Annotated in this window: 7 protein-coding genes and 1 pseudogene; 4 read left to right on the top strand and 4 right to left on the bottom strand. The window is 58.8% G+C overall.

Annotated features, from left to right (window positions below; all coding sequences use genetic code 11):
• Positions 1-8 precede the first annotated feature (8 nt).
• The 4 genes from QD409_RS23875 to QD409_RS23860 form a co-directional block, all read right to left on the bottom strand.
• Positions 9-2,492, bottom strand: coding sequence for a condensation domain-containing protein (locus QD409_RS23875; protein ID WP_430763826.1), 2,484 nt, complete (start codon positions 2,490-2,492; stop codon positions 9-11).
• Positions 2,489-10,567 (bottom strand): amino acid adenylation domain-containing protein, encoded by an 8,079-nt coding sequence (locus tag QD409_RS23870; RefSeq protein ID WP_430763825.1) that lies wholly within the window; start codon positions 10,565-10,567, stop codon positions 2,489-2,491. The genes QD409_RS23875 and QD409_RS23870 overlap by 4 nt, the downstream gene beginning before the upstream one ends.
• Positions 10,564-12,477, bottom strand: coding sequence for an amino acid adenylation domain-containing protein (locus QD409_RS23865; protein ID WP_430763824.1), 1,914 nt, complete (start codon positions 12,475-12,477; stop codon positions 10,564-10,566). Before QD409_RS23865 ends, QD409_RS23870 begins: the two co-directional genes overlap by 4 nt.
• Before the next feature lie 306 nt (positions 12,478-12,783).
• Positions 12,784-13,590, bottom strand: a complete 807-nt coding sequence (locus tag QD409_RS23860; protein WP_430763823.1) for a glycoside hydrolase family 16 protein — start codon at positions 13,588-13,590, stop codon at positions 12,784-12,786.
• 187 nt (positions 13,591-13,777) lie between these two features.
• Here QD409_RS23860 and QD409_RS23855 point away from each other — a divergent pair, with 187 nt between their 5' ends.
• From QD409_RS23855 to QD409_RS23840, 4 genes and pseudogenes are all read left to right on the top strand, one after another.
• Complete coding sequence (locus QD409_RS23855) at positions 13,778-15,199, top strand: hypothetical protein (RefSeq protein ID WP_430763822.1); 1,422 nt, start codon at positions 13,778-13,780, stop codon at positions 15,197-15,199.
• The gene (locus tag QD409_RS23850) at positions 15,196-16,416 is read left to right on the top strand and encodes a polysaccharide pyruvyl transferase family protein (protein ID WP_430763821.1); all 1,221 of its coding nucleotides are present in this window, start codon (positions 15,196-15,198) and stop codon (positions 16,414-16,416) included. Before QD409_RS23855 ends, QD409_RS23850 begins: the two co-directional genes overlap by 4 nt.
• Before the next feature lie 252 nt (positions 16,417-16,668).
• Entirely contained in the window at positions 16,669-17,340 is a 672-nt protein-coding gene (locus QD409_RS23845; protein WP_159432188.1) for a Crp/Fnr family transcriptional regulator, read from the top strand.
• A 259-nt stretch (positions 17,341-17,599) separates the two neighbouring features.
• Positions 17,600-17,937 (top strand): annotated as a pseudogene (locus tag QD409_RS23840) (DNA-binding response regulator); the annotation flags it as partial.

Below are 17,937 nucleotides of genomic sequence, written 5' to 3'. Positions count from 1 at the left end.
GATGAGCCCTAGCTGTCGACGAGTTTTCCGGAGAGAGACGACGCGAGGCCGTGGATACCGCTGCTGGTCAGCGAATCCTCATGCCAGCCATCGATGTCGACCACCAAGCACTCGCTGGCAATCGCATCGCCCCATCCAAACCGCAATTGGCGAGCGCGAGGGTGGTTGGCGCTGCTTCGCAGCAGCACGACACTGGAATCCTTCATTTGCAGTGGTTTGTAATGGCGTGCCGCGGCCATCAGCACTTTCGTAACGGCCCCGTTTGCCTCCTCTTCGGCTGAGTATTGGCCCGCCTTAACGCCGAACATGCTCAGAAGCGACTGGGAGACCTTGAACTGCTTGAGATAGTCGATCAGCCGAATGCGCCGGGACAGCAGTTTTCTAGTATAGTAGGCGAGGCGCTTGCGCCGCCGCTCCCGGTTCCATCGTGCTTGCTCCCGTTTCGGCAAGGATGCGAAATAGCCTGGAGCCCATGCATCGATGATTGCCGTGACGCCGACATCGATGCCTCTTTCACGCATCTGCCGGGCGACTTCCATCGCAAGAACACCGTTGACGCAGAGCCCGACGACAGCGACACGCCCAGCTGCCTTATCGATCTGCATGGCGTCGATCGCAAGGCCGGCGATATCCTCGAGTTTCAGGCGGTCCAGACCACCTTTCAAATCGGCATGGAACATGTTGACATTGTACACCGAGACAGAGTCCGGCAGCTCATTGGCGAGGCGATAGTACAGAAAGGGGTGATTCAGCGTGTAGACCGCCCCCGTACCCACGCCATGCTTGCAGGTGATCAGCTCCCACGGGTTTACGACCTTTTCTCGTGGCCCCCCGATCTCTTCGGTATTGAAGATCGCCGCTGCAAAGCCCGCAAACGTCGGCTGCCTGAATAGAAGTTGTAATGTCGGTGCTGCATCGAATCTTGCGCGTGTTTCCGATAGTAATCGGAGCGCGAGAAGCGAGTGGCCGCCGAGCGCGAAAAAATCATCATCCGGGCGTATTTGCGGAACCTGTAGGATCTCTTTCCACAGCTCAGCAAGCGCCTCCATTCGCGTATCCGGCGGCGATTTTTTTGTGAGGGCGCCGTCCATTGGCGCAGCCTTGGCGGAAGCCGCCAGGTGTCGGTTCGGCGCAGCGAGCGAAGAAAGCGGCGCCTCAGGGCGATCGAGAGCAATTTCATAGGCATTCCTCCATAGCTGCAGGAGGCTTTCGACCGTGCTGGCGTCGAACAAGTCGGCATTGTATTCGATCGACATGCGCCAGCCGGTCGGCCGGCCGATCATGATGAAACTGAGATCGTAGATGACGCCGGGGGATTGCGAGGGCGAGCTGATCAGCTCGAAGCCGCCGTAGGAGCGATCTTCGAGAAATGCCTTCTGCAGATTGAAATTGACCGAAATTAGCGGATTGCGGGCCGGATCACGCACCGGGTTGACGAGTTCGACAAGCTTGTTGAACGGCATGCGCTGATGGTTCAGTGCGCCTTCGATCGTCGTGCTGACGGAGCGTATGTGCTCGTCGAAGCTGAGATCGGAGCGAAAGTCGAAGCGCAGCACCATATTGTTGATGAATACGCCGATCATGTCTTCGAGGTCGCTGTGTTCGCGGCCAGCGATCTGCGAGCCGAACAGAACGGTCTGGGCCTCAGTCAGCCGATGAAGAGCCGCACTGAGTACGGCTGCGCCGAAACTATATTGCGAAACGCGGTGCGCCCGCGCCGCAGCGTCCATGCGATCGGTGAAGACGGGCGGTTGGACGATGGAAAGAATGTTGCCGCGATTGGTTTTGACTTGGCCGCGAGGCCGATCCGGGCTGACTTCGAAATAAGGAGCGCCCTGCAGCATGTCTCGCCAGAAGGTCTTCTCCGTCTCGAAACCGTAGCTTTGCAGATATTCCTGTTGCCACAAAGCGTAATCGCCGTATTGCAATGGCAGTTCCGGCACGACGGGTGCACGTCCGGCGTCGATCGCAGCGGCGATTTCACCGACCTCCCGTCCGAGAACGCGGATGGACCAGCCGTCGAAGCAGCTCTGATGCGCCGTGATCAATAGGAAACCGCGCTCGTTTTCGGCCATCAGCAAGGTCACCCGGAATAGGCCAGGGGTGCTGAGATCGAACGGTGCCTGCGCGGTCTCCTCGCCGATCGACAGGATTCTTGCCTGGCGCTGCTCCAGTGGCATGCCGCGAAGGTCGATCACCGACATCTTGAAATTCACGTCGCTGACAGCCTGCTGGAACGGCTGGCCGCCTCTTTCGATAAACCGGGTTCGCAGTATTTCGTGGCGTTGAATGACTTTTCGAAAGGCCGCCTCGAGGGTCGAGGCCTTGAAGTTCCCCCGGATTTCCCACCGGACCGCGACATTGAGAGCCGGATTGCCGGGGTTGAGTTGATCGAGGATCCAGCAGCGCAACTGCGTCTGCGTGCAAGGAAATTCGCCGATGATCTGCGGTTCGACAAGCGGACCGCTTGGACTATTGTCAACCGTACTCATAAAGATGCCCCCAGGCCGCGGCGTGCGCCGTTACGAAAATCTCGCAGTGATGGTATGTGCAGCTGAACGGGATCGGACAGATCCCCTCCCTGGCTGTCGGCAAAGGCTGCTAGCGCGGCAATCGTCGGATGGCGCAGCAGGTGCTTTGCCTCGAGCGGCAGGCCGTTGTCACGCATACGGGCGGCGATGCGGAATATGGCAAGCGAGTCGGCACCGAGCGCGTAGAGATTATCGTCGGCGCCGATGTCGCTGAGGTTCAGAACATCCTGCCAGATCGCCAGCAATCGCTGTTCCATCTCGGTTTTTGGCTGGACCTTGGTTGGCGCAGCCTCACGCTGCGGCACGCCACGCTGCTGCAAGGATTTGCGGTCGAGCTTTCCGTTGGCGGTTTGCGGCAGCTCACTTTCCATCACCCAGAAGCTCGGCACCATATGAGCCGGCAAACTAGCTTTGGCGTGTGCCGCTATATTGGCTACCGGTAGATCGCTGCCGCTTGCATTCGGCACGATGTAGCAGACCAGCGAACGATCGCCCTTGGCGTTCTCGGCGAGGACCGTTGCACATTGGCGCACGGCTTCCGCCTTGGATATGACGGCCTCTATGTCGCCCAGCTCGATGCGGAAGCCGCGCAGCTTGACTTGCTGGTCGCGCCGGCCAAGCAGCTGCAGGGAACCATCGGCAAGCCGCCGCCCGATATCACCGGTCTTGTAAAGACGCATCGGTCTGCCGATGGCAAAGCAATGCGGAACGAAGGCCTTCTCGGTGAGATCAAGACGATCGAAATATCCTTCCGCAAGTCCGTCGCCACCGATATGCAGCTCACCGATGACACCGACCGGCGCGATATTTTCGCTTTGGTCGAGGATGAAGAGCTGAGTATTGGCTATGGGATGGCCGATCGTGATCGGCTGATCGGCGTCCGTGATGCGCTGCAGTGACGACCAGATCGTCGTTTCTGTCGGGCCGTACATGTTCCAAAGTTCGCCGCCAATCGTAAGCAGAGAACGCGCCAGTTCCTTAGGCAAGGGTTCACCGCCGCAGAGCATTTTCAGCGTCCGGCGATCCTTCAGGCCGGCCTCGACCAGCATCTGCCAAAGCGTCGGCGTTGCCTGTAACACCGTGGCATCATAGTCGCAGATGAGCTTTACGAGCGCAAAGCCGTCCTGGACCTCGCTGCGGCTGGCAATGACGACCCTTCCGCCCGATATCAGCGGCAGATAAAGCTCCAGGCCGGCAATATCGAAGGAGATCGTCGTGACCGCAACGAGCGTATCGTTTGCAGTAAAGCCGGGTTCCTTGGCCATGGAGAGAAGGAAGTTCGTCAGGGATCGATGCGAAACCTCCACGCCCTTCGGCATGCCGGTCGAACCGGAGGTGAAGATGATATAGGCGGATGCTGTCGTATCGACAGGCAGGGTCTTCAGGGGAAGCCCGGTCATCGAGCTGATCGCCTTGGCATCCTGGTCGAGCCGGATAACAGGGGTATCCGCGGCCGCTAGCCGAGCCGTGTCATCGCTGTCGCAGATCAGGCCGCCGATGCGGGCGATATCCAGCGTCTGCCGCAGGCGCGGTTCCGGGTGAGCCGGATCCATCGGCACATAGGTATGTCCTGCCTTCATGACTGCGAGGAGGGCGACGATCATGTTCAGTGAGCGTTCGATCAGGATTGCGATGCGCTGGCCGGGATCGGGAAGCGCCATCTGGAGGTAGAGCGCGAGCTGGTTCGAGCGCGTTTCCAGCTCGCCGTAAGTGATCGACTGGCCGTCATGTTGAGCAGCGACCGCATTCGGATGCTCGGCCGCCCGCTTGGAGAAGAGCGAGAAGACGAATTGATCGTGATCATAGGGCATGGCCGTGCGATTGAGATCGTCGGCCAGCCAGGATTTCTCCTGCGCCGAGAGCAGGGACAGTTCGCCGACCTTGCGATCCATGTCCTTGGCCAAGGTTGCTGCCAGCGTCGAGAAGTGGCCGATCCACCGCTCCACCGTCACGCGATCGAAGACGTCGGCGTTGTAGTCGACGTCGATGCGGATGTGATCGGTCGCCTCGATCATGTTGAAGAACAGGTCGAAGTTGGAAAAGGCCTTTGCGTTCGGCTCCATCGCCGGCTTGAGGTCGCCAAAGGACGATCCGCCGGCCATGCGCTCGAGGTTGAACTGGATTTCTGTCAGGGGCAGGCGCCGCGGATCGCGTTTGGCATTCAGTTTGCGCACGAGCGTACCGTATGTGTAATCCTGGTGCTCAAAGGCCTGGAAAACAAGCTGCTGCGTTGCCTTCAGATGCGCTGCAAACGGCTCCGTCTGCGATACAGCCTGACGCAGCGGCAGCAGGTTGACGCAGTGACCAACGAGGATCTGGCCGTCGAGCAGGCTTTGACCAGCCGACGGAATGGCGATGACGATGTCGCCCTGGCCAGATAGTCGCGATATCATCACCTGGAGTGTCGCCAACAGGGTGGAGAACAGCGTGGCGCCCGATTTCGCGCCTTTTTTCTTCAGCGCCTTGTAGACATCGGCATCAATGTAGCCGGTGCAGCTTCCACCCGCGAAACTGCGATATTCCGGGCGCGGGCGGTCCAGCGGCAGGTCGGGAAGATCGGGAACCGTCTTGAACTGATCAAGCCAGAATTGCTCCGTCGCCTGACATTTCTCCGGCCTGGGAGAAAGATCCGTCGAATAGGTCGCAAAGGAGAGTGCCGGCTGAAATTCCGGAACATTGCCTGCCTTATAGGCCTCATAGGCAGTCGCCAGCTCTTCGACGAAGGTATTGATCGACCAGCCGTCGCAGACGATGTGATGGGCCGTAAAGACCAGCACGTGCTTCTCGGGCGCCAGCTTAACGACGCTGGCGCGGACAAGGGGGCCGTTGATCAGATCGAAGGGTGTACGTGCTTCATCGTCGACGATGTCGGCGAGGCCTTTCTCATCGACGCCTTCGAGGATCGGCAGGTCGAGCTTGAAGTCCGGAATGAACTGGAAATGCTCGCCGCTGCGGTCAAAGCGAATATGAAACGCGTCGTGGCGCGCAATGACCGCGTCGAAGGCCTTCTGGATGGTTTTCTCATCCAGCTTTCCCTCCAGCGTCAGCGAAAAGGACTCGTTGAATGAGCATGAGGCTTCGTCACCCGCTTGGGCGGCAAGCCATATTTCCGTCTGTGCTTCCGTCAGTGGTGCGGATTGAAGCCGCGCGACCGGCGCCGGTGCCTGCGCCTGTTTTGCAGCTATGCTTGGCTCTTCCTTGGCCACGAATATCCCAACCGCCTGCATCGCGTCCAGGCTGTCATGGAAAGCTTTCGCGATGGAGCGGAAGTCATCCTCGGTATGGGCTGTCGTCAAGAAGCAGGGATAGCCGTCCTGTATATGAACGCCATTCAGCCGCATCTGGGCATAGAACAGCGCACCGAGGGGATCCTGGCTGGAGAAGTCCGTGGCGAACCAGCTCTTGTAGCCATGAACGACATCGGCGATGCCGCGCCTGGCAAGATCGGCCCTGATCTCCGCGACCAGTGCCTCCGTTCGTTCGGCGACACGATTATAGAGGGCGGATCCTTCTCCCTTGATATGGTGCAGCACGGCGTTGGCGGCGGCGAGCGTCAGCGGATGACGGACGAAGGTGCCGGCAAAGAATGTCGGAGCCGTCATGGGAACGGAGTTGTCTCCATAAGCCCAGTAGCCGCCATCGAGCGCATCCATGAAGCGCGGATTGCCGACAAGCACGCCGATCGGCATGCCGCCACCGACGACCTTGCCATAGGTCGCCATGTCGCCCCTGATGCCCCAGACCGCCTGCATGCCGCCCGGATCGACGCGGAAGCCGGTGACAACCTCATCGAAGACCAGTGCGAATTCGGATTTGGTGGCGATATCGCGCAGTTCCAGGACGAACTCGCGTGGCTGCAATTCGGGATGGCGGCTTTGGATCGGCTCGATGATGACAGCCGCTATATCGGCAGCATTGGCACGGATGAAATCGAGGCTTTCCGGTGCGCCGTAGCGCAGGACGGTCATATTCGACACGGAAGCCATGGGGATGCCGGAGGCAACCGGCAGAGCGATCGGCTTGTCGGCGCGATTGCGACCCTTGACCAGAACTTCGTCGAATTGGCCGTGATAGTCATTGGCAAAGACCACGACCCGATCGCGGCCGGTGACTGCGCGGGCAATCCGCATTGCAGCCATGACAGCCTCGGAACCGGTATTGCAGAAGGTAACCCGCTCGTGGCCGGTCATCTCGGCAATCATCTGTGCGACGTCACCGGCAAGCGGCGTCTGCGGGCCGATGGCAAATCCGCGGTCGGCCTGATCTTTGACGGCGTCGATCACGAAGTCCGGCGCATGTCCGAAGGCCGTCTGCCCGAAGCCATTGACTAGGTCGACATATTGGTTGCCGTCGATATCCCAGATATAGGCGCCCTTGGAATGGTCGCAGACGATCGGGAACACCATCTCCTTCCAATCGGCGCGAAAGCCCGACGCGGAACGGGGATCGGCGAGGTGGCCGCGATGCTCCTGCGTGAATGTCTTGGATTTGGCGTTCTTGGCTTCATAGGCCTTAGTGAGAGTGGCGATGAAATCCTGCTTGGCAGCGGAAATCTCCGACGTCACGCTCTTGGCGTTCGGGCGATAGAGCTTGATGCGTTCGGTGCCGAAATCGCTTTCGGTTGAGGCGTTGGAAGGAGGCTGGCTTGGCGCAGCAGGCTGTGGCGAAAGCGAAATCGGCGCTGCCGGCACCGCACTCGCGGCCAAGGGAGCCTGAGTGCCGCCCTGCATGGCTTGCAGCATCAGCAGCTGTTGAGAAAACAGCGACTGTGCCATCTGAATCTGTGATTGCATCACTGTGGCGAGATCCGATACCGCAGCCGGCATCGATGCGACTTGCGGAGCCGGTGACACAGTCGGGATCTGTACCGGCATGGGCGGCATCGGTACGGCCGCGACGGGGGGCGCTGATGGCAACGGATCTGCCACCTTTACTGCGTCCGGTGGCATTTGCCGATCGAGATGGGCCGCCAGATCGGCGACGGAGGGAACATCGCTCAGCAATTCCCGGAAAGAGATTTTAACCTTGAAGTCCTTCTCGATACGTTGCGCGAACTGGCCGACAAAAAGCGAGTCGAAGCCAAGCTCCAGAAATGTCGCTGCTCGCTCATCCGGCCCGAGCGTTTCACCAGACATGTCGCTCAGCAGCGTCAGAAGAGTGGTTTCCAATCGCGGCAGGCGGTCGGGGACTGGAATTGGTGATGCAACATTCATCGTTCGATTCTCCTCGGTGATGTTGACGTCAGAGACAAAGGATCCGGTTGTGGGAGGATTGTTCGGTTCGGCGTCCGCCCGCAGCGTCGATGAACGACGTGCGGATGGAGGGGCATCGATCCAATGGCGCTGCCGCTGGAACGGATAGGTGGGCAAAGCCAGCCGCTGTTGCGCTAACGAGGGAATGGCCGGCCAATTCAGCGGACAGCCTGCCATCCATAGCTTGCCATGCGCTTCTGCCAGAGTTTCGGCGGCCGCAGAGGCTCGATCATGTTCGGGCAGGGATTGGACGACGGCGGAAAGACCGTCCCTTGCGATCGTCTGCGCGGCAAAGACCGACAGCGTGCGGCCCGGTCCGATTTCGAGAAGAACCGGCTTTCGGTCGCGGCAGAGCGCGACCAGGCCGTCGGCAAAGCGAACGGCGTCGCGGCAATGCATAGCCCAGTAATCGGGCGATGTCGCGAGTTCGGTGGTCTGCCAGTCGCCTGTGACGCATGAGATGAAGGGCAGGGTCGCAGTACCATATGTCGCCTTCTCCGTCTCCTCGCGCAGCGCGAGAGCGGCGTCCTTCATCATCGCCGAATGAAAGGCGTGTGACGTATGCAGCCGGCTGAAGGCTATGTCGGCGGCGGCAAGTGCGGCGCATACATTATCCATGTCGCCAAAGGGGCCGGAAATGACGCAGAGCTTCGGCGCATTGATCGCGGCGATCTCGACGGCGCCCTGCAGATAGGAAGCCGTCGTGCCGGCATCGGCACGGACGGATACCATCGCTCCTTGCGGCTGATGCTGCATCAGCCGCCCGCGATTGGCCACAAGACGTAGGCCGTCTTCGAACGAAATGACGTTGGCGAGCGTGGCGGCTACAAACTCGCCAACGCTATGTCCGATCATGGCATACGGTTTGACGCCGCGGCTGAGCCACAATCGGGCAAGCGCATATTCGACAAGATAAAGACAGGGTTGAGCAATCCGTGTTTCGCGCTGCTCATCGGCGATAGCCTGCGTCACTGGGCCGGTATGGCAGATGTAGTCACGCAGATCGAGCCCGAGCGTCATTTTCAGAAGCTCGGAACCACGATCGATCCAGCGGGTAAACTCCGGCTCGGAGCGGTAAAGCCCTGCGCCCATGCCGACATATTGCGCACCCTGGCCGGGAAACATGAATGCGACGGGCGGCTGGTCGGCGGCGACAAGGGATTGATAGCCGTCCGTCGTCAGCTTGATGATCGCTTCCTCGACGCTTTCGGCGGCAATAGCCAACCGGTGGCCGAACTCGCGCCGCCCTGTTTGCAGCGTGTGCGCCAGCTGCGCTATCGAAAGCTTCGGGTTCTCGGCGAGATGATTGCTCAGATTTGCACGCATCTCCGCGATGGCCGGCTTGTTGCGCGCCGAAAGAGGGAGGATGTAGTGGCCCTCCACCTCTTTCGACGTGGTCGACGGGTGAAGGGGCTCTTCGAGAACGATATGAACGTTTGTGCCGCCGACGCCAAAGGCGCTGACGCCGGCTCTTCTCGGTGCTGGTCCCTGCGGCCATGCGCCGGCTGCTGTCGGGATGTAAAAGGGGCTTTTTTTGAGATCGATGCGCGGATTGGGCTGACTATAGTTGGGCATCGGCGGGATCTTGGCGCAACGCAACGCCAGCGCTGTCTTGATAAGCCCCGTAACGCCGGCTGCCACGTCGGTATGGCCGATGATGCCCTTGACCGAGCCAAGCGCACAGCTGGCCGACCCCGGTACCTCATCCGCAAAGACCCTCGTCAATCCATTGAATTCTATGGGATCGCCGAGCGGCGTCGCAGTGCCGTGACACTCGATATAGCCGATGCTTGAGGGTTCGACGCCGGCATTGGCGAGAGCTGTGGCAATAGCCTCGGCTTGCCCCTCCACGCTCGGCGCCGTAAAGCCAACCTTGTCGCTGCCGTCATTGTTGATGCCGTAGCCGCGAATGACCGCATAGATGTGGTCGCCATCCCGCAGGGCATCCTCATGGCGCTTCAGGAGGACGACGCCTGCTCCGCTCGCAAAGACGGTTCCGGCAGCGTTGGCGTCGAACGGGCGGCAGGTGCCGTCGGGCGAGGCCATGCCACCTTCCTGGTAGATGTAGCCCCTTTTTTGCGGAATGGTGACCGAGACGCCGCCCGCAAGAGCCACGTCGCAGCTATATGTGAGGAGATTCTGACACGCCTGCGAAACGGCAAGCAGGGAGCTTGAGCATGCCGACTGCAAGGTAAAGGCAGGCCCGCGCAAATTGAACTTATAGGCGATGCGGGTTGCCAGCGCATCGTTGAGAGCGCCGACGAGTTCGTGGAAGCAGCCGATCTGGTAGTTCGATGTGAACTCCTCGGCCTTCGCGCGGTCGCGCAGGACGTTGTTGATCAGATAGGTCGGCATCGAGCAGCTGGCGAATACCCCAATCAGACCGGCATAGCGCTGCGGATCGTAGCCGCCATCCTCAAGCGCCTCCCAGCATATTTCCAGGAAGATACGATGTTGCGGATCGGTTATCGCAGCTTCGCGCGGAAACATGCCGAAGAATTCGGCATCGAACATGTCAGCGCCATCGAGATGAGGCCTTGCAGCGACATAGTTGGGCTGCGCACGCTCTTCGTCGGTGAACGCGTCTTCGATTTCATCCGGCGAAAAAAGCGAAAAGGCGTTCTTTCCCTCAAGCACAAGCTGCCAGAGCGCCGGTACTGATGGAGCGCCGGGAAAGCGGCCGGACATGCCGACAATGGCGACTTGCCCGGAAATTTGCTCGTTCAGGTCCTCATTATCTTCGAAATCACGCTGTTTGCCATTCTCCTGGTGATTCCGTTTCATAGAGAGCTCCTGCGAATATGAGAAATCGCCTTCTTCTGAAGTGCTGCGCGCTGAGCGGTGGCGGCAATGCGTGTCGGACCCGGCGTGCGCCCATCCAGATGAAGCGCCAGTTCCCGAATTGTCGGATAACGCAGCAGCGCGACCACATCGATCGCCCGGCCGAGCGCCTCCTCAAGACCGGCATGAATTTCCAGTAGCTGCAGGGAGGTGCCGCCGAGGTCGAAGAAGTTCCTGTCGGGATCGACGCCTTCGAGAGCCAATGCGTCTTGCCACAGGGTCGTGAGGAGTTCTTCGGTCAGGCTCCTGGTGTCCGCTGGCCTTGTCTGGGCTTCGACCGCAGGGGGTAGCAATTTCGAACGATCGACTTTGCCGGCCGGCGTCAGCGGCAAGGCGTCCACGATGACTGCGGCATTCGGGATCATGTAGGCCGGAAGAGCTGCGCGCAGCGTCGCCATGACGCCTTGCGCCAGATCGGCGCCCGCGCCCATATGGCTTTCCTTCGGGCATAGATAGGCAATGATGCGTTTCAGGTTCTCACCCTGCGTGTGGCAAAGCACTACGCCGTCGGCGAGGCGTGGATCGCGCCTGAGCGCGGCTTCGATTTCGTCGAGCTCAATGCGCTTGCCGTTGATCTTGACCTGCCGGTCGCGGCGCCCCTTGAAAGTAACGGTGCCGTCCGGCTTCAGGCAGGCCACGTCGCCCGTCAGATAGAAGCGTGTCCTGCCGTCTTTCGTCTCGACAGTGACGAATTTCTGCTCCGTCAGCTCCGGCCGCTTGAAATAGCCTATGGCGAGGCCGTCGCCCGAGATCGCCAATTGACCCTCAATGCCCGCAGGAAGGATGCGCAATTCCTCGTCCAGTATCGCGATCCCGGTATGAGCAATCGCCTTGCCGATCGGCAGCTCTGGGCCCGAAAAGCTGGGCAGGACCTGGAAGGCGGTGGCAAAGACGGTCGTCTCGGTCGGCCCGTAGACATTGCTGAGCCTGCAGCCAGGATGGTGCTCCAGAAAGCGTCGGGCGTGAACAGCCGAGCCGACCTCGCCGCCAAAGAGGATGTGCCGAAGCCTCGGCAGGGATACGTGAGCATGATCGGCAAAGAGATTGAACAGTCCTGTCGTGAGGAAGGAGATGCTGACATTCGTTGCTTGCATGAAGTCGGTCAGACGCGAAATGGAGAAATCGGCGTCGGGCATGATCGCCATTGTGCAACCATTGAGAAGCGCACCCCAGATTTCGAATGTCGATGCGTCGAAGGAGATGGTGGCCGTGTGGAGCACGACATCATCCCGACGGAAATCGATATAGGTCTGGTCGAGAACAACCCTGGCAATGCTGCGATGGCAGATCATCGTACCCTTGGGCCGCCCGGTCGAGCCGGAGGTATACATGACGTAGGCGAGATCACCGCCCGTTATATCCACGGCGGGCGCGATAACCCCGGGCTGGCTCGCCATCTCGGCGATAATGGCATCTGCTTCGATGACCTGGCCGCTCATGCTCGGCACGCTCGCCAGCTTGTCGCCATAAGCGGGGTCGACGAAAACGACCTTCGGGGCACATTCTCCGACGACGAAATCGAGATGCTCGACCGGAAAGGCAGGATCCAGGGGAAGATAGGCGCCGCCGGCTTTCAGGATGGCCAGGGTGCAAATGACGGCATTCACGCTTCGCGGCAGGAAGAGGCCGACGATATCGGCCTTTTGAACGCCGGCGCTGATCAGATACTGCGCGAGCGCGTCGGATATGCGATCAAGATCGCGATAGGTGACGTGAGTGTCGCCTAAGACTAAGGCCGTCGCCTCCGGTGCCGCGCTAGCTTGGCTGCGCAGCATTTCATGAAGGCAAAGATTGCGATCGTAATGCAGGCTTGCCGGGCCAGCTACTTTTGCTTGAGCCTCGCGGTCAATCATTATCGCCCTCCTGGTTGTCCTGCGACTGACGCCGCCGCGATATGAGATGCTTCACCGTCCACCGCAGAATTTCACGCTGGGGCAAAAGCACCAGTTGATCATTGGGATGACTGTTCGCACCATCGAAAGTCGTAAGTCAGACTGCAGCGTAGCCATTTCGTCTGAGAGGTTTCATGAGACCGGCCCAACTCGACCGAAAGCATTACGCGCGCCGCCATGCGGATCCGCATGCGAATGGCTGCATCTGCCACGCAGATGTATGACAGAGGTCGAGATGAGTTGCCGGGGAGAATGATGATGAAGGACCTACCGGAATTGGTAGGCTCTGACGTAGTCGACAAACATGAAGGATGGGTCGGCGGCAGCCACCTTCGTTATGCCGTCGACGATGCCGAGATCGATCAATATATACATTGGCTGGCGATGCTCCGGCAAAACTTTGGTTTTCCAGACGAGACTTCCATCGAAATACATGCGTATGAAGTCTGAATCGATCTTCACGCCATAGCGATGCATGTCGGCGGGGTTCGCGGTGGCGAATGCCTTGATGCGGGAATAGTCGGAATCGTGCCGGCCATCGCGGTGCCAGACATGCACCGTCGAGGAATAGGCACCCGGCTTGTCGCCATAATATTCGATCACATCGATCTCGGCAGTGGCCTTCGAGCGATCCTTGCCAATCAGCCAGAATGCCGGCCACACGCCCGGCCCATCAGGCAGCCGCGCGCGCATCTCGAAGTAACCATATTGCTGAGCGAAGCCATTTCCATCGCTGTCAACGGAAGCAATCAGGCCGGAGCGCCAGACACCCTCGCTATCGCGCGCGGCGGTAATGCGCAGCATCCCGTCCTGTACTGCGAAGGGGAACTCGCCACTCGGATCAGCGAAGCGGGCACCTCCGAAATCGCCATTCCAGGGCGTATGGGCGATCCAGCGCGTGCCAGGTCCCCAGGCAGAGATGCTGAGCGTGTCAAAAGCATCCTGGAAGGTCAACGTCATGTTGTCGACATCAAGCGCATCGCCGGTATCGCCGGCATATGCGACCTTGGTATCGCAGATCGCAACGAGCGCTGTGGCAACCGACGCGTAAAGAAACGCGCGGCGGCTGGTCAAGCATCGAGCGCGGCAGGTTTGTAAGACGTGATCCATGCAAACCAACATGAGCGCCGTAACACCCATGGTATAGGACTCATTTCGGCCGATGCGTCCTCCAAAAGGCTTAGGGAAGGCGGAAATACAGCCGCATGGGCGACGTGCTAGCTTGCAGTAGCAATACGCAAAGCGGCTGGATTACCTCACAATGAATGCCATGGGGCTTGTAACACTGATCGTTGGTGTTGTGACGTTGACGACGCCTGTCCGTTGGTCGTTTATCATCATGATCCTGTCGACCGTGTTTGGCGCGGCTGCCGCTTTCAGCGTGCCTGGCCTCGGCGGCGCGTCTGTGCTCGTGCCGAGCCTATTTCTGGTGTTCTTCGCCGTTCGCCTGTTCGCAGCCTATGGAGAGGGGCCATTTCTCGCCGCCCTGGTCCCCTGGCGTCCCGGGTTCCTCCTGCTGCTTCTGACCGCCTTCGGAATCTTTACAGCGATTTTCTTCCCACGAATGTTTCAAGGCATGACGCAGACAATGTCGGTTGAGCGCATGGTTGGCGCTCGCAGCTTGATTGCGCTGGTGCCGCTGCGCTTCTCCTCAAATAATATTACGCAATCGGTCTATGCCGCCGGCGGCCTGATTTGCTTCATCGCTACCTTTGCCTTCTTCCGGCGTGACACCATGCCCTTGACCTTTGTCAAAGGGATCTTGATCGTCTCGAGCGTCGATCTCGGCTTCGCACTTGCCGACATAATTACCCATTTCACCCACACGGACTCTCTGTTGAGTTTCGTGCGGACGGCCAATTACGCCCTTTTGACCAATGCCGAAAAGGGGGGATTGAAGCGCATTTCGGGAACCTTTCCCGAGGCTTCGGCATTCGCCGACTTCACGCTCGTCCTCTTTGCCATCATCACCAGCCTGTGGCTCAGCGGTATCCGCTCAACCATCACAGGTGCCTTTGCAGGCTTGCTTCTGGTCGCGCTGATCCTATCGACGTCGGCGACCGCGCTTATCGGGCTCGCCGCTATCCTGCCTATTCTCAGCCTGCAGTCATTTCTGGCTTTCCGCCGCGAGCCCGGTGCCGGACGGCCGGTTCTGATCGTGTCCATTCTGGCGAGCATGCCGCTCGCCATCTTCTTCGTTCTCATAGTCATGCCGGATCTCGCCCATAGTCTGCACGAGTTTCTCGACGAAATGCTGCTCTCCAAGGCCGATAGTCAGTCCGGGCGCGAGCGCTTCATGTGGAACGCCATGGCTTATCGGGCTTTCCTGGACACGAATGGCTTCGGTGCCGGCCTTGGCAGCGCCCGCGCATCAAGCTTCGGTCTTGTGCTTTTGTCCAATGTCGGGCTCTTCGGCACGCTGCTCTTTGCATTGTTCGTCGGCCGGCTGCTTACGGCAGACGGGCGCTTCCCGTATCCGTCGCGGGAGACCGCCGCCGTCGTGCGCTCCGCCAAGGCCGGGATCATCACCGTTCTCATTTCTGCTTTCGCCTCCGGCACGGTGTATGATCTTGGACTGATATTTTACATTCTCGCAGGGAGCATTTCCGCATTCGGCGCCGAGGCCCAGCATATACTGTCCAAATCCGGAGGTAGTTTGCGTACTGCTGGAGAACTGCGATGAAGATCCTTGTTTTCAATGTGAAGTATAGTGAAAACCTAGGCGACGGACTGCTCGCAGAATGCGTCGAACTTGCATTGACGAATGGCAGGGGCGAGATCGAAGTCGAGACGATCGATCTCGCGGGGCGGCAGGCCTTTGGCGCAGGCCACGGCGGGCGCAGGCGCCTCGTGCTCGGGTTGCTCCATCGGCTCCCCGCAGGCATCCGTCGACGGCTTGTCCGCGCCGGGCTCGAGCGTCGCCTGAACAAACTTCGCGGGCAGTGGGAAGACAAGGTTGCATCTGCGGACGCTGTTGTGATCGGCGGCGGCAATTTGTTTCAGGACGACGACCTGAATTTCCCGCTCAAGATCGGCACTGTGCTTGATTGCGTCTCCCGGCACGATCGCCCGCTGGCGATCTACGCCGTCGGCGTCAGCAACCATTGGTCGGAGCCGGCATACCATCTCTTTGCACGATTGAAGCAGACGCGTCTTGTCCATCTTTCCGTGCGCGATGGCTTTGCGCAAGACGCTTGGTTTGAGCACTTCCCCGAAGGGCCGAGCGCCAAAATCGTGCGCGATCCCGGACTGTTGCTTCGGGCTTCGCCGACCGCTAGGGACCCAGTCTCCCCATCCAAGGGCCGATTGACCGTAGGACTCTGCGTCACCGACCCATTAATCCTGCAGAGACATGGCAGTGCCAAGGCCTCCGGCATCCCATTTTCGAGTATTGCCCCCTATAGGGATTTGATCGCATTGCTTTTGGATGACGGCCAACGCGTCGTCTTGTTCTGCAATGGAGCTCGCGAAGATCAGGCTTTTGCGGAGCGCATCCGCAGTTCGGTTGCCAAGCATCGTGCTATTGGTGCCGGCACTCTGACTGTTTCCAGGCGGCCGCGACTTCCGGTTGATTTGATAGAGACAATCCAGTCAATGGATGTGATTTTGGCTCACCGGCTGCACGCCTGCATCGCGGCCTATGCGCTGAGAATCCCGCATATCGGCTTGGGTTGGGACCGGAAGGTCGAAGGATTCTTCAATTCTGTCGGGCGCGAGGCCTATTTCATAAAGGAGGCATCGCCAACGCCCGAGCATATCGCGCTGCTGCTGAAGGCAGCCCAGAAGGAGGAGATTGAAGTCCTTCGACATCATCTTACCATTGCGGAGGCCCGAGCCGGAGTTTCCAACATGCGTCGGCACTTAACCGAAAGTGATCGATATCCTGCATTGCAGGTATAACATGTTTCTCGCGAAATATTTCGCCATTTTGAATTACGCATAAAGTAAACACCTCGAAATATTACTGTCCCATATGAAGCATACAAGGCGCCAGCACGGGAGCGATGGAGCTTCTGGAAATAGCGGGTATTGATTTACATCGGAGACACTGCGGATTTTCTATGGTACTAAGAGGTTTGAACTCGCGAAGACTATATTTCAGATGGTCAACGGAACATTCGAGATATGGTCTTCGGTCGATGGGATGACGGCATGGCGGCACAGATTCCGATTGAGTATGTTCGAAGTCTCGGTGGCGTAGCGAGAACCTTCGTTGCGGGGAGTGAGATCTGCGGCTACGGACATGATACGCCGCGTCTTCTCTTCGTTCTGAATGGTTGGGCTGCGAGCAGTAAGACGCTGCCGAACGGCACACGCTTCGTCACAGAATTCGTGCTGCGCGGCGATATGATCTCGACATCGCTGGCAGCGCTTTCACGCGAGACCGTGCGGGCAATCACCAATGTAACGGTGACGGCTTTCCCAGATTTCACCGCGCTTCCGAAAGTCGACGCGCCGACATACTTCTATCGCATCGTCATTGCCGAATTGGTGCGGCATCAGGCGCGCATGTCGGAGAGGCTTGCCAACATCGGGCGGCGCGATGCGCTCGAAAGAACAGGCTACATGCTGCTTGAGCTCGGAACGCGTGTTGGCATGTCAAGAGACTATGCTAACTCCGAGTACTTCGATTGCCCTTTGACGCAGGCAGATATTGGCGATGCCGTCGGTCTGTCGACAGTGCACATAAATCGTGTGCTCAGGGACATGCGTGAAGCCGGTCTGCTGTCCTTCCGCAACGGTATCGTTGCCTTTCTCGACCGCGCACGTCTGGCGGATCTCGTCGACTTCGACGAGTCCGATTTTGACACAACCATCATTTGAGTAGCACTTAGTCTCTATTATAAATAGAGACTAAAACTGTGCTTATATTTAATATTTCAATTCAATGTTAACATATGTTAATGCACTGAAGAGAAAAATAAGCAATTAATACGTTCATATAAATCTAAAATAGAGGGGACCGAGATGAAAAACCAAGAAAAGCCTCGACTCAAACGGATGATATGCTCTCTAAATCGACTAAATACTGAAAAAGTTGCAAAAAATACAAAAGCGAAATTTAGAGTTGGGGATAGCGGCCATGATTGGACAATCACTCACAGGTGAAAAATTCACCGCAGAATCGGGCGCACGTATCATTTCAGTTCGGACATCCGACGCCTTGAAGCCGTTCATCGCGGCCGGCGCGCCCGGCATCGATGAATGGGAAGACTACGTTCTGCTCATCGATTCCCGCGCACTGGATCGCGAGTGCCTATCGAAGAGTTTGACCGAGTGCGACAGCGCCCTGCATATCGTGACGGTCGGCTCGCTGGACGAATGGCAAATGCGCAATATGGAAGTATTGCCATCTGCCGTTCTCATCATGATCGGGGGACGCAAGGTTTCTGACGCCGATGTCAGTGCCAAGATCTGCTG

The sequence above is a fragment of the Rhizobium sp. BR 315 genome (assembly GCF_050577975.1).
Taxonomy (GTDB): domain Bacteria; phylum Pseudomonadota; class Alphaproteobacteria; order Rhizobiales; family Rhizobiaceae; genus Rhizobium; species Rhizobium miluonense.
The sequence above is the reverse complement of the archived record's forward strand: the minus strand, read 5'-3'. Positions and strand labels throughout refer to the sequence as shown.